This window comes from Peristeroidobacter agariperforans, from assembly GCF_004138335.1.
GTDB lineage: Bacteria > Pseudomonadota > Gammaproteobacteria > Steroidobacterales > Steroidobacteraceae > Steroidobacter > Steroidobacter agariperforans.
Genome location: NZ_RYFW01000002.1, coordinates 147592 through 165000 on the forward strand (window position 1 = coordinate 147592; position 17409 = coordinate 165000).

15 protein-coding genes are annotated in these 17409 nt (G+C 62.5%); 11 read left to right on the forward strand and 4 right to left on the reverse strand.

All coding sequences use genetic code 11. From position 1 onward, the window contains the following. Window positions 1–63 precede the first annotated feature (63 nt). Window positions 64–726, reverse strand: coding sequence for a pyridoxamine 5'-phosphate oxidase (gene pdxH / locus EK373_RS14545; RefSeq protein ID WP_157994372.1), 663 nt, complete (start codon window positions 724–726; stop codon window positions 64–66). A gap of 133 nt (window positions 727–859) precedes the next feature. On the opposite strand from pdxH, the gene EK373_RS14550 reads away from it, so the two are divergent. From EK373_RS14550 to EK373_RS14575, 6 genes are all read left to right on the forward strand, one after another. Continuing rightward, a complete protein-coding gene (locus EK373_RS14550) occupies window positions 860–1963 on the forward strand; it encodes a prephenate dehydrogenase/arogenate dehydrogenase family protein (protein WP_129644090.1) in 1104 nt (367 codons plus the stop codon). Window positions 1964–1991: 28 nt separating this feature from the next. Next, on the forward strand, window positions 1992–3113 hold the full coding sequence (locus EK373_RS14555; protein ID WP_129644093.1) for a GGDEF domain-containing protein: 1122 nt from the start codon (window positions 1992–1994) through the stop codon (window positions 3111–3113). 79 nt (window positions 3114–3192) lie between these two features. After that, window positions 3193–4209 carry a Fe(3+) ABC transporter substrate-binding protein gene (locus EK373_RS14560; RefSeq protein WP_129644096.1) on the forward strand — a complete coding sequence of 339 codons (1017 nt, stop codon included), beginning with the start codon at window positions 3193–3195 and terminating at the stop codon, window positions 4207–4209. 143 nt (window positions 4210–4352) lie between these two features. Then, entirely contained in the window at window positions 4353–5990 is a 1638-nt protein-coding gene (locus tag EK373_RS14565; RefSeq protein WP_198683350.1) for an ABC transporter permease, read from the forward strand. Further along, window positions 5980–7020, forward strand: coding sequence for an ABC transporter ATP-binding protein (locus EK373_RS14570; RefSeq protein ID WP_129644099.1), 1041 nt, complete (start codon window positions 5980–5982; stop codon window positions 7018–7020). Before EK373_RS14565 ends, EK373_RS14570 begins: the two co-directional genes overlap by 11 nt. Before the next feature lie 37 nt (window positions 7021–7057). Beyond that, complete coding sequence (locus tag EK373_RS14575; protein WP_129644102.1) at window positions 7058–7639, forward strand: RNA pyrophosphohydrolase; 582 nt, start codon at window positions 7058–7060, stop codon at window positions 7637–7639. Here EK373_RS14575 and EK373_RS14580 read toward each other — a convergent pair. After that, window positions 7636–8058, reverse strand: a complete 423-nt coding sequence (locus EK373_RS14580; protein WP_129644105.1) for a CopD family protein — start codon at window positions 8056–8058, stop codon at window positions 7636–7638. The two genes, EK373_RS14575 and EK373_RS14580, sit on opposite strands and share 4 nt — an antisense overlap. A gap of 247 nt (window positions 8059–8305) precedes the next feature. Between EK373_RS14580 and EK373_RS14585 the strand changes: the two genes are divergently transcribed. From EK373_RS14585 to ppx, 4 genes are all read left to right on the forward strand, one after another. Next, window positions 8306–9046, forward strand: coding sequence for a DUF6776 family protein (locus EK373_RS14585; protein ID WP_129644107.1), 741 nt, complete (start codon window positions 8306–8308; stop codon window positions 9044–9046). 38 nt (window positions 9047–9084) lie between these two features. Continuing rightward, complete coding sequence (locus EK373_RS14590) at window positions 9085–9510, forward strand: bactofilin family protein (RefSeq protein WP_129644110.1); 426 nt, start codon at window positions 9085–9087, stop codon at window positions 9508–9510. 95 nt (window positions 9511–9605) lie between these two features. After that, window positions 9606–9980 (forward strand): iron-sulfur cluster insertion protein ErpA, encoded by a 375-nt coding sequence (erpA, locus tag EK373_RS14595; RefSeq protein WP_129644113.1) that lies wholly within the window; start codon window positions 9606–9608, stop codon window positions 9978–9980. Window positions 9981–10102: 122 nt separating this feature from the next. Then, window positions 10103–11599, forward strand: coding sequence for an exopolyphosphatase (gene ppx, locus EK373_RS14600; protein ID WP_129644116.1), 1497 nt, complete (start codon window positions 10103–10105; stop codon window positions 11597–11599). A gap of 3 nt (window positions 11600–11602) precedes the next feature. Here the strand turns inward: ppx and ppk1 are convergent, their stop codons facing one another. Both ppk1 and EK373_RS14610 read right to left on the reverse strand, forming a co-directional pair. Next, window positions 11603–13681 carry a polyphosphate kinase 1 gene (gene ppk1 / locus EK373_RS14605; protein ID WP_129644119.1) on the reverse strand — a complete coding sequence of 693 codons (2079 nt, stop codon included), beginning with the start codon at window positions 13679–13681 and terminating at the stop codon, window positions 11603–11605. A 123-nt stretch (window positions 13682–13804) separates the two neighbouring features. Continuing rightward, window positions 13805–15226 carry a M23 family metallopeptidase gene (locus EK373_RS14610; protein WP_129644122.1) on the reverse strand — a complete coding sequence of 474 codons (1422 nt, stop codon included), beginning with the start codon at window positions 15224–15226 and terminating at the stop codon, window positions 13805–13807. A 246-nt stretch (window positions 15227–15472) separates the two neighbouring features. Here EK373_RS14610 and tyrS point away from each other — a divergent pair, with 246 nt between their 5' ends. Next, window positions 15473–16684 carry a tyrosine--tRNA ligase gene (tyrS, locus tag EK373_RS14615; protein ID WP_129644125.1) on the forward strand — a complete coding sequence of 404 codons (1212 nt, stop codon included), beginning with the start codon at window positions 15473–15475 and terminating at the stop codon, window positions 16682–16684. The last annotated feature ends 725 nt before the right edge of the window (window positions 16685–17409 follow it).

Genomic DNA, 17409 nt, shown 5'->3' on the forward strand with positions numbered 1-17409 from the left:
GCTTGCCGCTGGCCCGGAAGGGCCCGAAGCCGAGCGGGGCGCTCTGAATTGAATATGCGGGCGTCAGGGGTTCAGCCGCGTTCCGGTCCACGGACCGGCGCTGAATGTGAACTCATCTTTCCTGGTCAGCGTGCGCTGCCAGCGCGCGCGATCGTGAATCCGGCCGGCACCTTCCGCCCACAGCTCGATGGTATCGATCCACAATCGAACCCCGCCCCAATGGGGTGGCCGCGGCACGTTTCCTTCGGTCGCCTGCAACAAGCCGAGCCGCTCTCTCACTGACTGCACTTGATCGACCAGCGCCGCGCGCGAGGCGAGCGGTGCACTCTGAACGCTGGCCCATGCGCCCACGCGGCTTTCAAACGCACGGCTGGCGAAGTATTGATCGCTCTCGGGCGCCGGCGAGAGCACGACGGGCCCTTCCAGGCGCACCTGCCGATGCATCGCGTCCCAATGAAACACTGCCGCCGCGCGCGGATGCTCGGCCAGTTCCCGGCCTTTGCGCGAATCGTAGTTCGTGAAGAACACGATGAAGCCCTGGTCCGGGACCAGTCGTTTGCACAGCACGACCCGAGCCGACGGCGCGCTGTTTTCGCCGACGGTCGCCACCACCATGGCGTCCGGGTTGGGCTGCACGTTGCGGGCCCGCGCATCGCTGAACCAACTGGCAAACGTGGGCAGGGGATCGGCGGGCAGAGGCTCGGGGAGCAGTTCGTCGGCGGCCATGGCGGTACTGGGGCAAATGATGAAGTAATTATGCCAGTGCGCGGCCCTGATTTTATGAGGCGCGAACTTGCGGGCTGCGCATACGGGTTGGTAAAAGGCGTCAGCAATCCGCCATGTCCGGGCTGAAATTCCCATGAATCTGCAAGAAATTCGCGAACGCCTGTCCGAGCTGGACCGGCAGGTAGTCGCGCTTGTCGCCGAACGCCAACGGCTCAGCCGTGAGGTGGCCGAGGCCAAACGCGCCGAAGGCAAGGCTACCCGCGACTACACCCGCGAGCGCGAGGTGTTGATGCAGGCGCGCGCGACGGCGGAGTCCATGGGCATTTCTCCGGCGCTGGCGGAGCAGGTGATGCGCTTGTTGATCCGTGGCTCGCTGACCACGCAGGAGCGCATTCGCGTTGCGGCCGGCGGCCGGGGCGATGGCAAGACCGCGCTGATCATCGGCGGCACCGGCAAGATGGGACGCTGGTTCAGCGATTTCATGGCCTCGCAGGGATATACGGTGACCGTGGCCGATCCGGCGCGCCGCCCGGACAACGCTGCATATGCGTACATCGCGGATTGGCGCGAAACCTCGCTGGACTACGATCTGATCGTGGTTGCCACTCCGCTCAAGATAGCGAACGTGGTGTTGCAGGAACTGGCCGGGCGCAAGCCGCGCGGCATCGTCTTCGACATCGGCTCGCTCAAGACACCGCTGCGACAAGGCATCGATGCATTGCAGAGCGCCGGCGTGAAAGTCACGTCCGTGCATCCCATGTTCGGTCCGGACACCGAGTTGCTGTCCGGCCGCCACGTCATCTTCATCGATATGGGCAACGCGGAGGCGGTGCAGGCCGCGCAGGAACTGTTTGGCTCGACGATGGCCAAACAGGTAGTCATGGGGCTGGATGAACACGACCGATTGATTGCCTACGTGCTGGGTCTGTCGCACGCATTGAACATTGCGTTCTTCACCGCGCTCGCCGAGAGCGGTGAAGCTGCGCCGCGCCTGGCGCAATTGTCCAGCACGACTTATGACGCGCAGGTCGATGTCGCGACCCGTGTGGCCGCCGAAAGCCCCGATCTGTATTTCGAGATTCAGCATCTGAACGACTACGGCCGCGAATCGCTACAGGCACTGCGCGGGGCGGTGGAGAAGTTGTGGCAGTCGGTATCGACCGGCGACGCGCCGCAGTTCACCGCGATGATGCAGCAGGGCCGCGAGTATCTCGCGGGCCGGGTTCGTAATGATTAGTTGGTCTGCCGCGGGGAGGTTCGCATAAATGTCGGCCCGGGATCTCCAAGGCGAGATCCGCGAATTGCGCGGGCGCATTGCCGCGCTCATGGATGAGGCTGCGAACAATGAAAAGCTGCTGCGCCGGAGCCAGGAGCGCGAGCTCGAACTGCTCAAGGCCGAGAACATGTCGCAGCTGTTCGACGCTATCTGCAAAGGGCTGAAAGCCTCATACGCGCTCGAATCGGTGACCTTGCTGTTGCTCGATCCCCAGCACGAAATCCGCCATTTGCTGATCGCCGACAACGTCAGTCTGGAAGACTTTCCGCAGGTGTTGTTCACGGACAGCCTGGCGGGCATGGCGCCGCAGTTCAATTCGTTTCATCGGCCGTGGCTGGGCCCATACATGGGTTGCGATCATCAGCTGGTGTTCCCCAATGTCACGGGGTTGAAGAGCGCCGCGCTGATTCCGCTGCGTCGGCAGGATCGTCTGCTCGGCAGTCTCAACTTCGGCAGCATCGACGAGAAACGTTTCTCGCGGCATCTCGCGACCGACTTCCTCGCGCACCTGGGCGTGATTGCCTCGTTCGCGATCGAAAACACGATCAACCGCGCGCGCCTGGTGCGCAGTGGTTTGACCGACTTCCTCACCGGCTGGCACAACCGTCGCTATCTCAATGCGCGGCTCAAAGAAGAGCTGGCGCGCGCGCAGCGTCAGGGCACGAGCCTCACGTGCCTGGTCATCGATCTGGACCGGTTCAAGCAGATCAACGATCAGCACGGACACCTCGCCGGCGACATGGCCTTGCGCGAGGCGGCTCAACGAGTCGATGCGCACATCCGTGGCAGCGATGCAGCGGCCCGGTTCGGCGGCGACGAGTTCGTCGTTCTGGCGCCGGCCATCACCCCGAAACAGGCGGCATGTCTGGCCGAGCGTATCCGTGCAACGGTGTGCGATACGCCGCTGACTCTGCCTTCCGGGGTCCAGTTGAATATGACGGTGTCCATTGGTGTCGCGTGGATCACGGTGGCGCGGGACGAAGCGGATCTGAAGGCTGCCGCCGAGCGGCTGCTGGCCGACGCCGATGCTGCGCTCTATCGCGCGAAGCAAGCTGGCCGGAATCGGGCCGCGCTGGCGTCGGGCGAGATGCCCGACAAGCCCTGCGGCTGAGAGAGTCATCTGACAGACCTCGGCAAAACGTGATTAAATGCGATTCATTCGCATTGATTCAGCCGAGGTTCCGCGGGTCATGTCAGTAAGGTTCGGTGTGTTTGCGCCGTTGGTCGGCGCGCTGGTGCTCGCAGTGGGTCTCGCCGGCTGCGCCAAGCAACCCTCCGAGCTGGTCGTGTACTCGGCCCGGAACGAGCAGCTGATCAAGCCCATCTTCGATCGCTACGCGGCCGAGAGCGGCCAGAAAATCCGCTTCGTCACCGACGACGCGGGTCCCTTGATCGAGCGCTTGAATGCCGAGGGCGCGAACTCCCAGGCCGACATCCTGATGACAGTCGACGCCGGCGAGTTGTGGCACGCCGCCGATCTCGGGCTGATGCAGCCCGTGAATTCGGAAGTGCTGAACGCCAACATTCCCGAAAGCCTGCGCGATCCGCAGGGCCGCTGGTTTGGCTTCTCGATTCGCGCGCGCACCATCGTTTACAGCACCGAGCGCGTGAAGCCCGAAGAGTTGAGCGACTACGCCTCGCTCGGCAGCGAGCGTTGGAAAGGCAAGCTCTGCCTGCGCACTTCGAAGAAGGTCTACAACCAATCGCTGGTCGCCATGCTCATCGCCGAATATGGCGAGCCGAAAACCGAAGAGATCGTACGCGGCTGGGTCGCGAACCTCGCCACCGAGCCTTTCTCGAACGACACGCTGCTGATGGAAGCCATCGCCGCCGGCCAATGCGACGTCGGACTGGTGAATACCTATTACTTCGGCCGGCTGTTGCGCGATCAGCCCGATCTGCCGGTCAAATTGTTCTGGGCCGATCAGGCAGGGCAGGGCGTGCACATCAATATTTCCGGCGCCGGCGTCACGGCGCACGCGCCGCGCGGCGAGCAGGCGAAGAAATTTCTGGAATGGCTGTCGCAACCCGAGGCGCAGTCGATGTTTGCCGGTTTGAATCTGGAATATCCCGCCAGCCCCAGCATCGAGCCCGATCCGATCGTCAAGGCGTGGGGCGACTTCAAGCGCAGCCCGATGAACGTGGCGCAGGCCGGCGAGCTGCAGGCCACGGCGGTGAAGCTGATGGATCGGGCCGGCTATCGCTGACGAGTTGCAAATATGAACATTCGAATGCCACCCGGGTGCAGGGACGTACCCCGCCGCCTCAGGCGGCGGCGAGCAGCAAAAAGTCGCGCCTTTTTGCAAGCTCGCACGAAGGTCGTGGCAGGATGCCCGATCTCGAGTTTTAAATGATGCAGCCCGAAGTGCGGGGCGCGTGGCGCGATCCGCTGAGTGTGGTGCTCGCGGTCGTGCTGTGCCTGCCCGCGCTCGTGCCTCTGTTGGTCATCGCGCACGCCACGCTCTCGCCTGAAGCCGACGTCTGGGCGCACTTGTCTCGCTATGTGCTGCCCGAAGTCACGATCAACACGATCAAACTGGTGGTCGGGGTCGCGCTGTTGAGTGGCATCGTCGGCACAGTGCTGGCGTGGCTCACGTCGATCTGTGAGTTTCCCGGTCGGCGCTTTTTCGATTGGGCGCTGTTGCTGCCGCTGGCCATTCCCACCTATGTGCTCGCGTTTGTGGCCGTGGGCTTTCTGGATTTCGCGGGACCGCTGCAGAGCTGGTTGCGCGAGGCGACCGGCAGCTCCGCGTGGGTGCCGAGGATTCGCTCGACCGGTGGCGTCATCTTCGTGCTGTCGCTTGCGCTGTATCCATACGTTTATTTGCTCGCGAGAACGGCGTTTCTCACTCAAGGCCGGCGTGCGCTCGAAGCTGCGCAGATGTTAGGGCTGGGGCGCGCGGCGGCGACGTGGAAGGTCGCTCTGCCGATGGCGCGTCCTTGGATCGCCGCCGGCGTCGCGTTGGTCTGCATGGAAGCGCTGGCCGACTTCGGCGCGGTCTCGGTGTTCAACTACAACACGTTCACGACCGCGATCTATCGTGCATGGTTCGGGATGTTCTCGGTGAGCGCGGCGCTCGAACTCGCGGGTGTGCTGTTGTTGTTTGTGATCGCAGCGTTCGCGCTGGAACGCAGCTCGCGAGCGGGGGCTCGTTTTGCCAGCAGCCGAGACATGACGCGCGAAGCTGCACGGTTGAATCTTGGTCCGATGGCACGATGGGGCGCATTTGTCGGCGCTGCCTTGGTGTTGGCGCTCTCGTTCGTGTTGCCTCTGTTACAGCTCTTGATCTGGTCTGCCGAAAATGTGGGTGACATCGACAGCCGCTACTGGGGCTTCATCGCACGCAGTCTGGTGCTCGCAGGCAGCGCAGCTGTTGTCATTGTGTTCGCCAGTCTCGCGCTTGCTTACATCGAGCGGCGTCGCTCGACGAGGTCGATGCGCGTGCTAGTGCGACTTGCGATGTTGGGTTACGCGATTCCCGGAACGGTGCTGGCCGTTGGCATCGCTGTGCCGTTGGTCCTGTTGAACAATCAGCTGCAGGATTGGTTGCGCGCATGGATGGGTGAGTCGGCGCCGGTGCTGCTGCTCCAAGGCACGTTGCTCGCGGTGCTCATCGCTTATCTCGCGCGCTTTCTTACGGTTGGATTCAATCCAGTCGAGAGCGGCTTGCAGCGTGTGACACGCAGTATCGATGAAGCCGCCGCCAGTCTTGGAGTCGTCGGCACCGATCTGATTCGTAAAGTTCACGTGCCGCTGCTGCGAACCAGCCTCGCGACGGCGGCGACCCTGGTGTTCGTCGACGTGATGAAGGAAATGCCGATCACGTTGATCACGCGTCCGCCGGGCTGGGACACGCTGGCAGTGCGTGTGTGGGAGATGACGTCCGAAGGTGAGTGGGAGCGCGCAGCCTTGCCTGCGGTTGCCATCGTGCTGGTCGGACTCATTCCCGCCGCCATGCTGACGCGCAGAGGTGCGCATGTGGCTTGAGCTTGAAAACGTTGTGCGGCGTTTCGGCGAGCGCTCGGCCGTGAACGGCTTGTCGATGCGCCTGGCAAAAGGCTCGATCGGTTGTCTGCTGGGCCCAAGCGGCTGCGGCAAGACGACGGCGTTGCGTTGTATCGCGGGTTTCGAGCCTGTCGATGTCGGCGTGATTCGCGCGCACGGCCGCGTGCTTGCGTCCGAGAGTTTTCATTCGCCGCCGGAGAGCCGGCAGATCGGCATGGTGTTCCAGGACTACGCGTTGTTTCCGCATCTCACCGTGCTCGACAACGTGGCGTTCGGCCTGCACCGCCTGGATCGAAGCAAGCGCAAGCGACGCGCGGAAGAAATATTGGAAACGGTGGGCCTGGCGGAGCACCGCGGTCATTACCCGCATCAATTATCCGGCGGTCAGCAGCAGCGAGTCGCCTTGGCGAGAGCATTGGCGCCAGAGCCTGAGATCGTATTGCTCGATGAGCCGTTCTCGAGTCTGGATGTCGAACTGCGCGAGCGCCTGAGCGTCGAAGTCCGCTCGGTGTTGAAGACGCTCAACACGACTGCGTTGCTGGTCACGCACGACCAGCAGGAAGCGTTCGCAGTCGCCGACGTCGTGGGGGTGATGAGGGACGGCAAGCTGGAGCAGTGGGATACGCCGTATCAGCTTTATCATCGACCGGAGACGCGCTTCGTCGCGGACTTCATCGGCCAGGGCGTGTTCATTCCCGGCGAGATCGTCGCAGCGGGCTCGGTGCGCACTGAGCTGGGCGTGGTGCGCGCCAACGGCAACGGACAGTGGCAGACGGGGCGTCACGTCGATCTGCTGTTACGGCCTGACGACGTCATTCACGACGACGCCAGCACGCTACGCGCGGAAGTGTGTCAGCGCGCGTTCCGTGGAGCGGAGTTCTTGTACACATTGAAGCTGGCGAGCGGCGTGCAACTGCTGTCGCTCGTGCCGAGCCACCACGATCACGCAGTCGGCGAACAAATCGGCATCCGCATCGAGCCCGACCATGTGGTGGCGTTCGCGCGCGACTGATGAAAGAATCGGATCAATCCGATTTTTTTCCAGTTCCATGACCGATTTCATCGATGCAGACGGCTTTCGCGCCAATGTCGGAATCGTCTTGATCCGCGAGGACCGCCAGGTCTTCCTTGGCGGCCGGACCGGCGGCCGCGGCTGGCAATTCCCCCAAGGCGGCGTACAGCAGCGGGAAACCCCCGAGGAAGCCTTGTACCGCGAGCTCAAGGAGGAGGTGGGGCTGGATCCCCAGGACGTGAAGCTGATCGCGGGCACCCGCAACTGGCTGCGTTACCGCCTGCCCAAACAATACGTCCGCAAGAACAGCCATCCGCCCTGTATCGGGCAGAAACAGCGTTGGTTCCTGCTCAGCTTCGCGGGCAGCGAGGATCGCTTCGACCTGGTGTCCAACGGCGAGCCCGAGTTCGACAGCTGGCGATGGGTCGATTACTGGACCCCGGTTCGCGAGGTCATCTACTTCAAGCGCGCCGTCTATGCGCGCGCCCTGGACGAGTTGGCGCGCACCGCCTTCCCACAGGACCCGCCGGCGCTGCCGGAGTGGTCCCAGGAAGAAAAATATTTACGCAACCTGGCGCAGCGGCAGCAAAAGGCCGCGCGCGACAAGGCCATCGGTTAGAACGGCTTAACGACCACTAGGATCACGATGCCGAACAGGAACAGGGTCGGCACTTCGTTGAAGCCTCGATACCAGCGCTCCGAGCGCTGGTTGCGGTCGTTGCGGAAGGCGACCAGCAGCCGGTAGCACCAGACGTGATACGCGATGAGCCCGGCCACCAGCGTCAGCTTGGCGTGCATCCAGCCCGTCTGCATGAAGCCCGGCACCTGGCCCAGCGTCGCGCCGCCGAACAGGACCGCGAGCACGCCGCCCACCGTCATCATGGTGAAAAGCCGCCGTTCCATGATCTTGAAGCGCTCGGCGCCTGCCGGATCGCTGACTCCAAGCGCCGCGTGATACACGAACAGGCGCGGCAGATAGAACAAGCCCGCGAACCAGGTGATTACGAAAATAATGTGCAACGCCTTGAGCCAGAGCATGAATGACCTTTTCCGTGACCTTCGGGACTGCCGCGGCTTTCGCCTGTAGCCGCTTTGGGTAATCGCCGCATGCGGTCGCGCACGGCGGCCGCCGATGTGGGGGCGAGTCCGGCGCCGGGACGGGATTCTTTGCGGCGCTTCTCAAAACGAGGCGCGGCGGCTGTGCTCTAATTTCACCAGCTTTCGTCAAATTCGTACTACTTATTTTCGATGCAGCCGCGTCCTTTCACCTCACAGTCGTTCAGAAATGCCTGAATTCGCTCCCCAACGCACCGGCGCCTTCGTCATTCGCCAGATGCCTTCCTGGCGGCGGCGCGCCGTGCTCATCGTGGGGACACTGGGCGTGCTGATCGCGCTGTACCTGATGTACGAGTGGGGCCGCTTCGAGGGCGGCTACAGCAAGTTCGCCGAGATCCAGCAGCGTCGCGAGCTGAACGCCAAGATCGAGTCGCTGCAGGACGAGAATGAACGGCTGCGCGCCGCGGTCGCGGCCGCCGAGCTGGATCGCAAGGTCGAAAACAAAGCCTACGCCGACGTTGAAAAGAATCTCGCGGACCTACAGGCGCAGGTCCTCAAGCATCGTGAGCAGCTGACGTTCTATCGCGGCATCGTGTCGCCAGAAGACGGCATCGGCGGTTTGCGCATTCAACGGTTCCAGGTGCTGCCCGGCGCGGGCGACCACCAATACCGGCTGCGGCTGGTGCTGGTGCAGTCGATGCGCCAGGAAAGCGTGGTTTCCGGATCGGTAGTCGTGCAGCTCGAAGGCGTGCGCGAGAATCGACCGGTCCAGCTGCAGCTTTCGGAGGCCGCGAAAACCCAGCGGGCCGATGGGCAGCTGCCCTTTCAATTCCGCTATTTTCAGAATCTCGAGCAGGACATCGTGCTGCCGGACGGCTTCGAGCCGCGGGCCGTGACGGTCGAGGTGCGTTCGCCGCGCATGGACCCTGTGCGAGAATCCTATCCCTGGCAAGTGCAGACCGAAGCGTAACCGCCTCGAGGCGAGCTGGCCCCTGACCTGGACGGCGCATGTTCAACCGTAGCAAACCCAAACCGCATCGTATCGACACGCTGATCGGCGCCGGCACCCGCATCATCGGCGACGTGCAGTTCGCCGGCGGCTTCCACGTCGACGGTCACGTGAAAGGCAACGTCGATGCGCCCGCCGACTCCGGTGCGACGCTCAGTGTCAGCGACAGTGGCGTCGTGGAAGGCTCGGTGGCCGTGCCCAACGTGATCCTCAACGGCACGGTGAAGGGCGACATCCTGGCGCACGAGCGCGTCGAGCTCGGCGCGACCGCGCGGGTCACCGGCAACGTGTATTACGCCCTGATCGAGATGGAAATGGGTGCGGAGATCACCGGCAAGCTGATCCACGAGCCGCGCCGAGGCGGCAAGGCCGAGCCAGAGATCAAGCCGGCTCCTGGCCAGACAGCCGCAGATTCCGCAGGCTGATGACCTTATAGCTCAATGGTTTGGGAGCGTTTTGCCGTTCCAGGCAGCGCCTGGGCTACACTTGATTCAGACGCTGCCGTCCCCAACGTGGCCTCATGAACACCGAATCCGCCGTTTCCAGTTTTGCTCCGCATGCCGGCACGCCCAGCCTGGTCTTCACCGACGCCGCGGCCGCCAAGGTCAGCGAGCTGATCCGTGAAGAATCGAATCCCAATCTGAAGCTGCGCGTGTTCGTGCAAGGCGGCGGCTGCTCGGGCTTCCAATACGGCTTCACTTTCGACGAGAACCTGGAAGAAGGCGACACGCGCGTCGAGAACGGCGGCGTGACGCTGCTGATCGATCCGATGAGCATCCAGTATCTCGCCGGCGCCGAGATCGACTACAAGGAAGACATCGAAGGCGCGCAGTTCGTCATTCGCAATCCGAATGCCACGACCACCTGCGGCTGCGGCTCGTCGTTCAACACGTAACCGCACGCCGCGCGGATTGCTCGACCTCGCCGACAGTGGCACAGTTGCCGCTGTCAAAAATGCGACGTTGAGCGAATGGCCGTGTCCAACAACTGCAATCGGGCGATCGGATAGTCTTTGCGATGGCGCGCAAAATTCCCGACGTCATTGCGGCCGTCGATCTCGGTTCCAACAGCTTTCACATGGTCGTCGCCCGTCATTCGCACGGGCAGCTCGTCATCCAGGACCGTCTGCGCGAAAGCGTGCGGCTCGGCGCCGGGCTCGATGAGCAGGGCCGCCTGAAGCGCGAAGCCATCGAAGTTGCGCTCGCCTGTCTGGAGCGCTTCGGCCAGCGCTTGCGCGACATGAAGGCCGAGAGCGTGCGCGTCGTCGGCACCAACACTCTTCGCAAGGCCAAGCGCAAAGGCGCCTTTCTGGATCGCGCTCGCTCGGCGCTCGGTCATCCCATCGAAGTGATCTCCGGCATCGAAGAGGCGCGCCTGATCTATCTCGGCGTCGCCAACACCATGCCCAATGAGCCCGGTCGCCGCCTGGTGGCCGACATCGGCGGCGGCAGCACCGAAATCATCATCGGCGAAGGCCAGCATCCGAAGAAGCTCGAAAGTCTGCACATGGGCTGCGTGAGCATGAGCTCGCGCATCTTCAACGATGGTGTGATCACCGAGAAGCGCATGAAGCGCGCTCGGCTCGCCGCGCGCCTCGAGCTGGAGCCGGTGCAGACGACATTCAAGAACTATGGGTGGGAGCACACAGTCGGTTCATCCGGCACGATTCGCGCCGTCAGCGACGTTCTGCGCGCGCGTTCCAGTGGCGATGGAATCATTACTCCGGCCGGGATCGAGCTGTTGATCGAGCAGCTGTTGCGCGCCGGAGAGCTCTCGAAATTGCGTCTGCCCGGATTGGCGGACGAGCGCTTACCGGTATTCCCCGGCGGCCTCGCCATCCTCGCCGAGGTGCTCAGCGTGCTCGATATCAAGACGATGAAGGCCGCTGACGGCGCTTTGCGCGAGGGTTTGCTCTACGACCTGGTGGGCCGCTTCACCGATGAGGATGCGCGTTTGCGCAGCGTGCGCGCCATGCAAGGCCGCTATCACGTCGACCTCGCGCAGGCGGCACGCGTCGAAGCCACTGCGCTCGGCTTCTTGCGTCAGACGCAGGCCGCGTGGGAGCTCGACGATCCTTTCGCCGAAATGGCGTTGTCGTGCGCAGCGCGACTGCACGAGATCGGCCTCGATGTCTCGCACTCGCACTACCAGAAGCATGGCGCGTATCTGCTCGAACATGCCGACTTGCCGGGCTTTCCGCAGGAAGAACAGAAGATCCTCGCGTACATCGTCGGTGCGCATCGGCGCAAGTTGGCGCTCGACGCGCTCCAGGAGCTGACGCCGCCATGGCACATCAAGGCGCAATTCTTGATCCTGATCCTGCGGCTCGCTGTGTTGTTACACCGTGGGCGCAGCGCTGAGGTTCTGCCGAAGATCGACCTGTTGCCGCGCGCGCGAGCGATGGAGATCACGTTCCCGAAGGGCTGGCTCGATTCCCATCCGCTGACCGCCGCCGATCTGGACAACGAGATCGAGTACCTGAAAGCGGCCGGCTACCGCTTGCGCGTGATTTAGCTCCTAGTCGTTGCAGTTCGAGTACCGCTGGATCAGCACCTGCTGTGCGCTCACTGGTGGCGCGCCATTGGCGTTGGCTCGCTCGTACTTGCCATCGGGCCGCAGCACCCACGCTTGCTCGTTATCGGCCAGATAGGTCTGCAAGTCTTCGACGATGCGATCGCGATGCTGTTTGCGCTCGATTGGGAAGCACACTTCGATGCGACGGAAGAAGTTGCGCTCCATCCAGTCGGCGCTGGCGCAGAAGATTTCGGGATTGCCGTCGTTGTGGAAATAGTAGACGCGCGAGTGCTCCAGGAAGCGCCCGACCACCGAACGCACCGTGATGTTCTCTGAAATGCCCGGCAGACCGGGGCGCAGCGCGCAGATGCCGCGCACGATCAGGTCGACCTTCACGCCGGCCATCGCGGCGGAGTAGAGCGTCTGGATGATTTGCGGCTCGATGAGGGCATTCATCTTGGCGATGATGCGGGCCGGCTTGCCTTCGCGCGCAAAGGCGATTTCCCGGCGCGTCTTTTCGAGCAGGCCCTCGTGCAGCGTGAACGGCGACTGCAGGATCTTCTGCATGGTCGCGACGCGTGTCGGGCTGGTGAGTTGCAAGAACAGCTCGTGCAGGTCTTCGCCGACCGCCTCATCGCAGGTGAAGAGGCCGTAGTCGGTGTAGACGCGCGCGGTGTTCGGGTGATAGTTGCCTGTCCCGCAGTGACAGTAGCGCCGCAGTTTCCCGCGCTCGCGGCGGACCACCATGATCAGCTTCGCGTGCGTCTTGTAACCGACGACGCCATACATGACGTGCGCGCCAGCTTCCTGAAGTCGTGTCGCGAGCTGGATGTTCGCCGCTTCGTCGAAGCGCGCCATCAGCTCGATGATCACGGTCACTTCCTTGCCGGCGCGGGCCGCATCGACCAGCGCGTCGACCACGGGCGATTGCGGGCCGGTGCGATACAGCGTCTGCTTGATCGCGAGCACATCCGGGTCGGCCGCCGCCTGACGCAGGAAATCGATCACCGGCGCGAACGCTTCGAACGGGTGGTGCAGCAGAATTTCGCCTTCGCGCATGACCGCGAAGATGTCTTCCTTCGCGACCAGGCGCTTGGGAATACAAGGCGTGAACAGCGGAAATTTCAGGTCCGGCCGGTCGACCAGATCGTAGATCGCCATCAGCCGGTTGAGATTCACCGGGCCGTTGACCTGGTACAGATCGTCGCGCTTGAGCGCGAAGTGCCGCAGCAGGAAGTTGGTGATGTCTTCCGGGCAGTCGATCGACGTCTCCAGGCGCACGGCCGCGCCATAGCGTCGTTGCGCGAGCTCGCCTTCGATGGCGCGCAGCAAGTTGTCCACTTCCTCGTCGTCGACAAACAGATCGCTATTGCGCGTGACGCGAAATTGCCACGTGCCTTCCACCTTCATGCCGCTGAACAGCTGCGCGATGAAGGTCGAGATCACCGCTGACAGGAACACGAACGTCGTCTTGGCCGGCTCATCGGCGCTCGGCGGCAGGCGAATGATTCGAGGCAACGAGCGCGGCACTTGCACGACGGCAAGCTCGGCGTCGCGGCCGAACGCGTCCTTGCCGGACAAGCGCACGATGAAGTTCAGGCTCTTGTTTTGAATGCGCGGGAACGGGCGAGCGGGATCGAGCCCGAGCGGCGTGAGCACCGGTTCGACTTCCTTCGCGAAATAATCGCCGACCCATTTGCGCTGCGCGGGCGTCAGCGTCTTGGCGTTGACGAACTGGATGCCTTGAGTCGCGAGGTCGGGAAACACCAGCTCGTGGAGCAACTCGTACTGATCCTTCACCAGCGCCGCGGCTCGCTCGTGAATGGCGGTGAGTTGCTCCGGCACGGTCATGCCGTCGGGGCCGCCGGTCAGCGAGCCCAGCTCCTGACGCTGCTTCAAGCTGGCGACGCGGATCTCGAAGAACTCATCGAGATTGGAGCAGGAAATGCCGAGGAAGCGAATCCGCTCCAGCAGCGGCAGGCGCTCATCGTGAGCTTGCGCGAGCACGCGCTGGTTGAAATCGAGGAAAGACAGTTCCCGATTGATGTAGTGCTCGGGAGCCTTGAGATTCACATCCAACATAGCCGCCGTTGCCGCAGTCCCATAGCAGGGTCTTCGAGAATACTACGGGCGCAGTAGCGCATGTGTTACATGCGCATGTCGTCCAAGATCGCGCCACTAAAAGACGCGATCCGGTTGCGAAGCTTACGGGGCGAGGGCGGCAGTGGTGACGGTGGCGGCGCCGGCGCGATCGAGTTTGGCCAGCATCTGACCGGACTTCGTCAGGAACTCGGCGCGATATGCTTCCGGAATCGGTCCGGCTTCCGGCAGCAGCACCGTGCGCGGGTTCTTGTGGACGCCATTCACCAGATATTCGTAGTGCAGATGCGGGCCGGTCGCGGCGCCGGAGCTGCCGACGTAGCCAATCGTCGAACCCTGGCGGACACGCTGGCCGGCGCGAATGCTGGCGAAGCGGGACATGTGGCCGTAGAGCGTCGAGACGCCGCCGCCGTGCTCGAGGATCACGACGCGGCCCCAACCACCTTTGGTGCCAACGAATGTCACGCGGCCATCGCCTGCAGCTTTGATCACGGTTCCAGTCGCGGCGGCGTAGTCCACGCCCTTGTGAGCGCGAATCGTGTTCAGGATGGGATGGCGGCGCTTGGGATTGAAGTTCGAGCTGATGCGTGTGAATTCCAGCGGCGCGCGCAGGAAGGCGCGACGTACGCTGCGGCCGTCAGGTCGGAAATAGTCGGAGACTTTGCCGTCCTTGGACTCGAACCACACCGCGCGGTGCAGAGTGCCGTTGTTCATGAAATCGGCGGCCAGGATGCGGCCGTTGCCGATGAACTTGCCGTCCCGATACTTCTGCTCGTAAACCAGGTTGAACTTGTCGCCGGGCTGGATATCGAGCGCGAAGTCGATGTCCCAGCCGAAGATGTCGTTGGCCATCTGCAGGATCAGCTCGGGGCTGATGCCGGCGGCGCGGGCCGCCACGAACAGCGAGGAGTCGATCGTGCCTTCGGACTGCACTTCCTGAATGTCCAGCGGCGTCTCGATCACTTCGGCGTTGAAGCCTTCGTTGGCGCGCGTCACCGAGAGAATCGCGGTCTCGCTGATGCGGCGGGTCAGCGACTGCACCAGGCCTTCATCGTGAACCAGCGTAATGATGTCGCCGACGCGCAGCTGATCGAGCTGCTCCTGCACGCTCGGCATGTCGCGAATCGCGGCCAGGTCGGTGAGGTTCAGTTTCAGCTGCCGGAAAATGCGATCCATCGTGTCGTTGCGACGGACCACGTATTCGACCGTGTCGCCAAGAATGGAAGTGGGCATCGCCGACGTCGGGATCTCGACATCTGCGATCTCGAGCGGCGGCAGGTTGTCCAGGTTGACCGCCGGCTCGCGCGGCGAAAAAAACGAGCCGTCGCGAGTCGCCACGCCATACGCAATCAGTCCGCCGATCAGCGGCAGCACCAGGCCGGAGACGAACCAACGCGCATGATTGCTGCCGCGAGGGGACTGGGGCTTGTAATCGAAAGCGGTCCGCGCGATGGGGGCCGAGGTGCTGGGATTAGCCTGTAATCCCTTGCGAAAACCGAGTTGTGCCGCTTGCCTGGACTCGCGCATGGCCGGTGCGTAAATAAGTTAAAGTAAATGAACCAAGTCGCAAATTTGAAGAATCGAAGCGCCTGCGTCAACTACCGATTCAATCGATGAACCTGCCTTTTGGGTCCTGTTCATCATCACTTTGGCGCTGAACAATCGCTCCGTACCGCTTTACGGGCGTGACCGAAGCTGGCCGAAGCGACTAAAGTCGCCGAGCATTCCAACTCACAATCACTACCGTGCCCTTCGCGGCACGCTGGAAATCCGATGCTTTCCGCCGACGAACAATTGTCCGAGCTCAAACGTGGCAGCAGCGAAATGCTGCTGGAGTCCGAGCTGCTCACGAAGCTCAAGCGAGGCAAGCCACTCAAGATCAAGGCCGGCTTCGATCCGACCGCGCCCGATCTGCACCTCGGGCACACGGTGCTGATCAACAAAATGCGCCGCTTTCAGGATTTCGGCCACGACGTGATTTTCTTGATCGGAGATTTCACCGGTTTGATCGGCGATCCCTCCGGCCGCAACGCGACGCGGCCGCCGCTGACGCCGGAAGACGTGCAGGCGAACGCGAAGACCTACCAGGACCAGATTTTCAAGATCCTGGATCCGGTTAAAACCAAGGTGGAATTCAATTCACGCTGGATGAGCCAGCTCGGCGCGGCGGGCATGATTCAGCTGGCAGCCAAGAGTACGGTGGCCCGCATGCTGGAGCGCGACGACTTCAGCAAGCGCTACAAGGGCGGCCAGCCCATCGCCATTCATGAGTTCCTGTACCCGCTGGTGCAGGGCTACGACTCGGTTGCACTCCAGGCCGACGTCGAACTCGGCGGCACCGATCAGAAGTTCAATCTGTTGATGGGCCGTCAGTTGCAGGAAGCCTTCGGACAGGAGCCGCAGATCGTGCTCACCATGCCGCTGCTCGAAGGTCTCGACGGCGTGAACAAGATGTCGAAGTCGCTCGGCAATTATATTGGCGTCACCGAACAGGCCGACAGCATGTTCGGCAAGCTCATGTCGATTTCCGACGAGTTGATGTGGCGCTACTTCGATTTGTTGTCGTTCCGTCCCAATGCAGAGCTTGCCAGCCTGCGACAGCAAATCGCCGACGGCCGCAATCCGATGGAGATCAAATTCGAGCTCGCGATGGAAATCACTACGCGCTTCGCGGGCGCCGCGCCCGCGGAACAGGCGAGGCAGAATTTTTCCTCACGCAGTCAGCGTCGGGAGATTCCCGAAAACATCGAGAAAAAGACCCTCACGATCGAGGCGGCGAACCTCGGCGTGGCTGCTGCCATCAAACAAGCGGGGCTGGCCGACAGCACTTCGGCGGCGACTCGCCTCATTCAGCAGGGCGCGGTTCGCATCGACGGCGAACGGATCGAAGACATCAAGACCACACTCGAGCCGGGCCCGGCGCGCTTGTTCCAGGTCGGCAAGCGAGGCTTCGCCTACATCGAGATCGTGCGGGCTTCGGCGTAGCAGTCGCTCGCCTTAACAGAATCGAGTGCTCTTGGGAGCAGCCCAGGAGCACTTTCGCAACCAAAAAATTTTCTTTCGACCGGCGTCCACGCTCTTGCAAATTCACGCAACGGCTACGAAATACGGTTTCGGCGTGGCGAAGAAATAACCATGTTTTCAGCCGTCGAAACGCACCTCAAAAATTTTTTACGCCGGGTGTTGACGCCCTGTAACCAAACAGTAAGATGCGCCCCCTTCGCAGCGGGCGCCGGTTGAAAAACGGGCTGCGAAGAAGCTGTTTCGAACCGCCGCCAGCACTTCGAAAATAAAAAATTCGAAGGGCTTGACGGGCCGAAACGAGACAGTAAGATGCGCCGCCTTCGCAACGGGCGCCGGTTGAAAAACGGGCTGCGAAGACGCTGATTCGACGGGTCGTCGATACCTCGAAAATAAAAAATTCGAGGGGGTTGACGGCCAGAAACGACACAGTAAGATGCGCCCCCTCGCAGCGGATGCCGGTTGAAAAACTGGTTGCGAGGAAGCTGGTTCGGGTCGCCGCCGACACCTCGAAGTAAAAAATCGAGGGGTTGACGAAACGAACGAAGCAGCTTAGAGTTCCGCTTCTGCCTAGCCACCGCGCAACGGCAGCGCCTCTCGAAGGCGACGCTCTTTAAAAACTGAAACAGATAATTTGTGTGGGGACTCGCGTCGGTTCGTTGGCGAAGCCAACTTCGACGATGAGTTAC

Coding starts and splice junctions, on each gene's coding strand:
- EK373_RS14585 (WP_129644107.1), top strand. CDS start 8,306: ATGCCTGAATTCGCTCCCCAACGCACCGGCGCCTTCGTCATTCGCCAG.
- EK373_RS14575 (WP_129644102.1), top strand. CDS start 7,058: ATGACCGATTTCATCGATGCAGACGGCTTTCGCGCCAATGTCGGAATC.
- ppk1 (WP_129644119.1), bottom strand. CDS start 13,681: ATGTTGGATGTGAATCTCAAGGCTCCCGAGCACTACATCAATCGGGAA.
- EK373_RS14550 (WP_129644090.1), top strand. CDS start 860: ATGAATCTGCAAGAAATTCGCGAACGCCTGTCCGAGCTGGACCGGCAG.
- EK373_RS14555 (WP_129644093.1), top strand. CDS start 1,992: ATGTCGGCCCGGGATCTCCAAGGCGAGATCCGCGAATTGCGCGGGCGC.
- EK373_RS14560 (WP_129644096.1), top strand. CDS start 3,193: ATGTCAGTAAGGTTCGGTGTGTTTGCGCCGTTGGTCGGCGCGCTGGTG.
- EK373_RS14570 (WP_129644099.1), top strand. CDS start 5,980: ATGTGGCTTGAGCTTGAAAACGTTGTGCGGCGTTTCGGCGAGCGCTCG.
- erpA (WP_129644113.1), top strand. CDS start 9,606: ATGAACACCGAATCCGCCGTTTCCAGTTTTGCTCCGCATGCCGGCACG.
- EK373_RS14610 (WP_129644122.1), bottom strand. CDS start 15,226: ATGCGCGAGTCCAGGCAAGCGGCACAACTCGGTTTTCGCAAGGGATTA.
- tyrS (WP_129644125.1), top strand. CDS start 15,473: ATGCTTTCCGCCGACGAACAATTGTCCGAGCTCAAACGTGGCAGCAGC.
- EK373_RS14590 (WP_129644110.1), top strand. CDS start 9,085: ATGTTCAACCGTAGCAAACCCAAACCGCATCGTATCGACACGCTGATC.
- ppx (WP_129644116.1), top strand. CDS start 10,103: ATGGCGCGCAAAATTCCCGACGTCATTGCGGCCGTCGATCTCGGTTCC.
- EK373_RS14565 (WP_198683350.1), top strand. CDS start 4,353: ATGATGCAGCCCGAAGTGCGGGGCGCGTGGCGCGATCCGCTGAGTGTG.
- pdxH (WP_157994372.1), bottom strand. CDS start 726: ATGGCCGCCGACGAACTGCTCCCCGAGCCTCTGCCCGCCGATCCCCTG.
- EK373_RS14580 (WP_129644105.1), bottom strand. CDS start 8,058: ATGCTCTGGCTCAAGGCGTTGCACATTATTTTCGTAATCACCTGGTTC.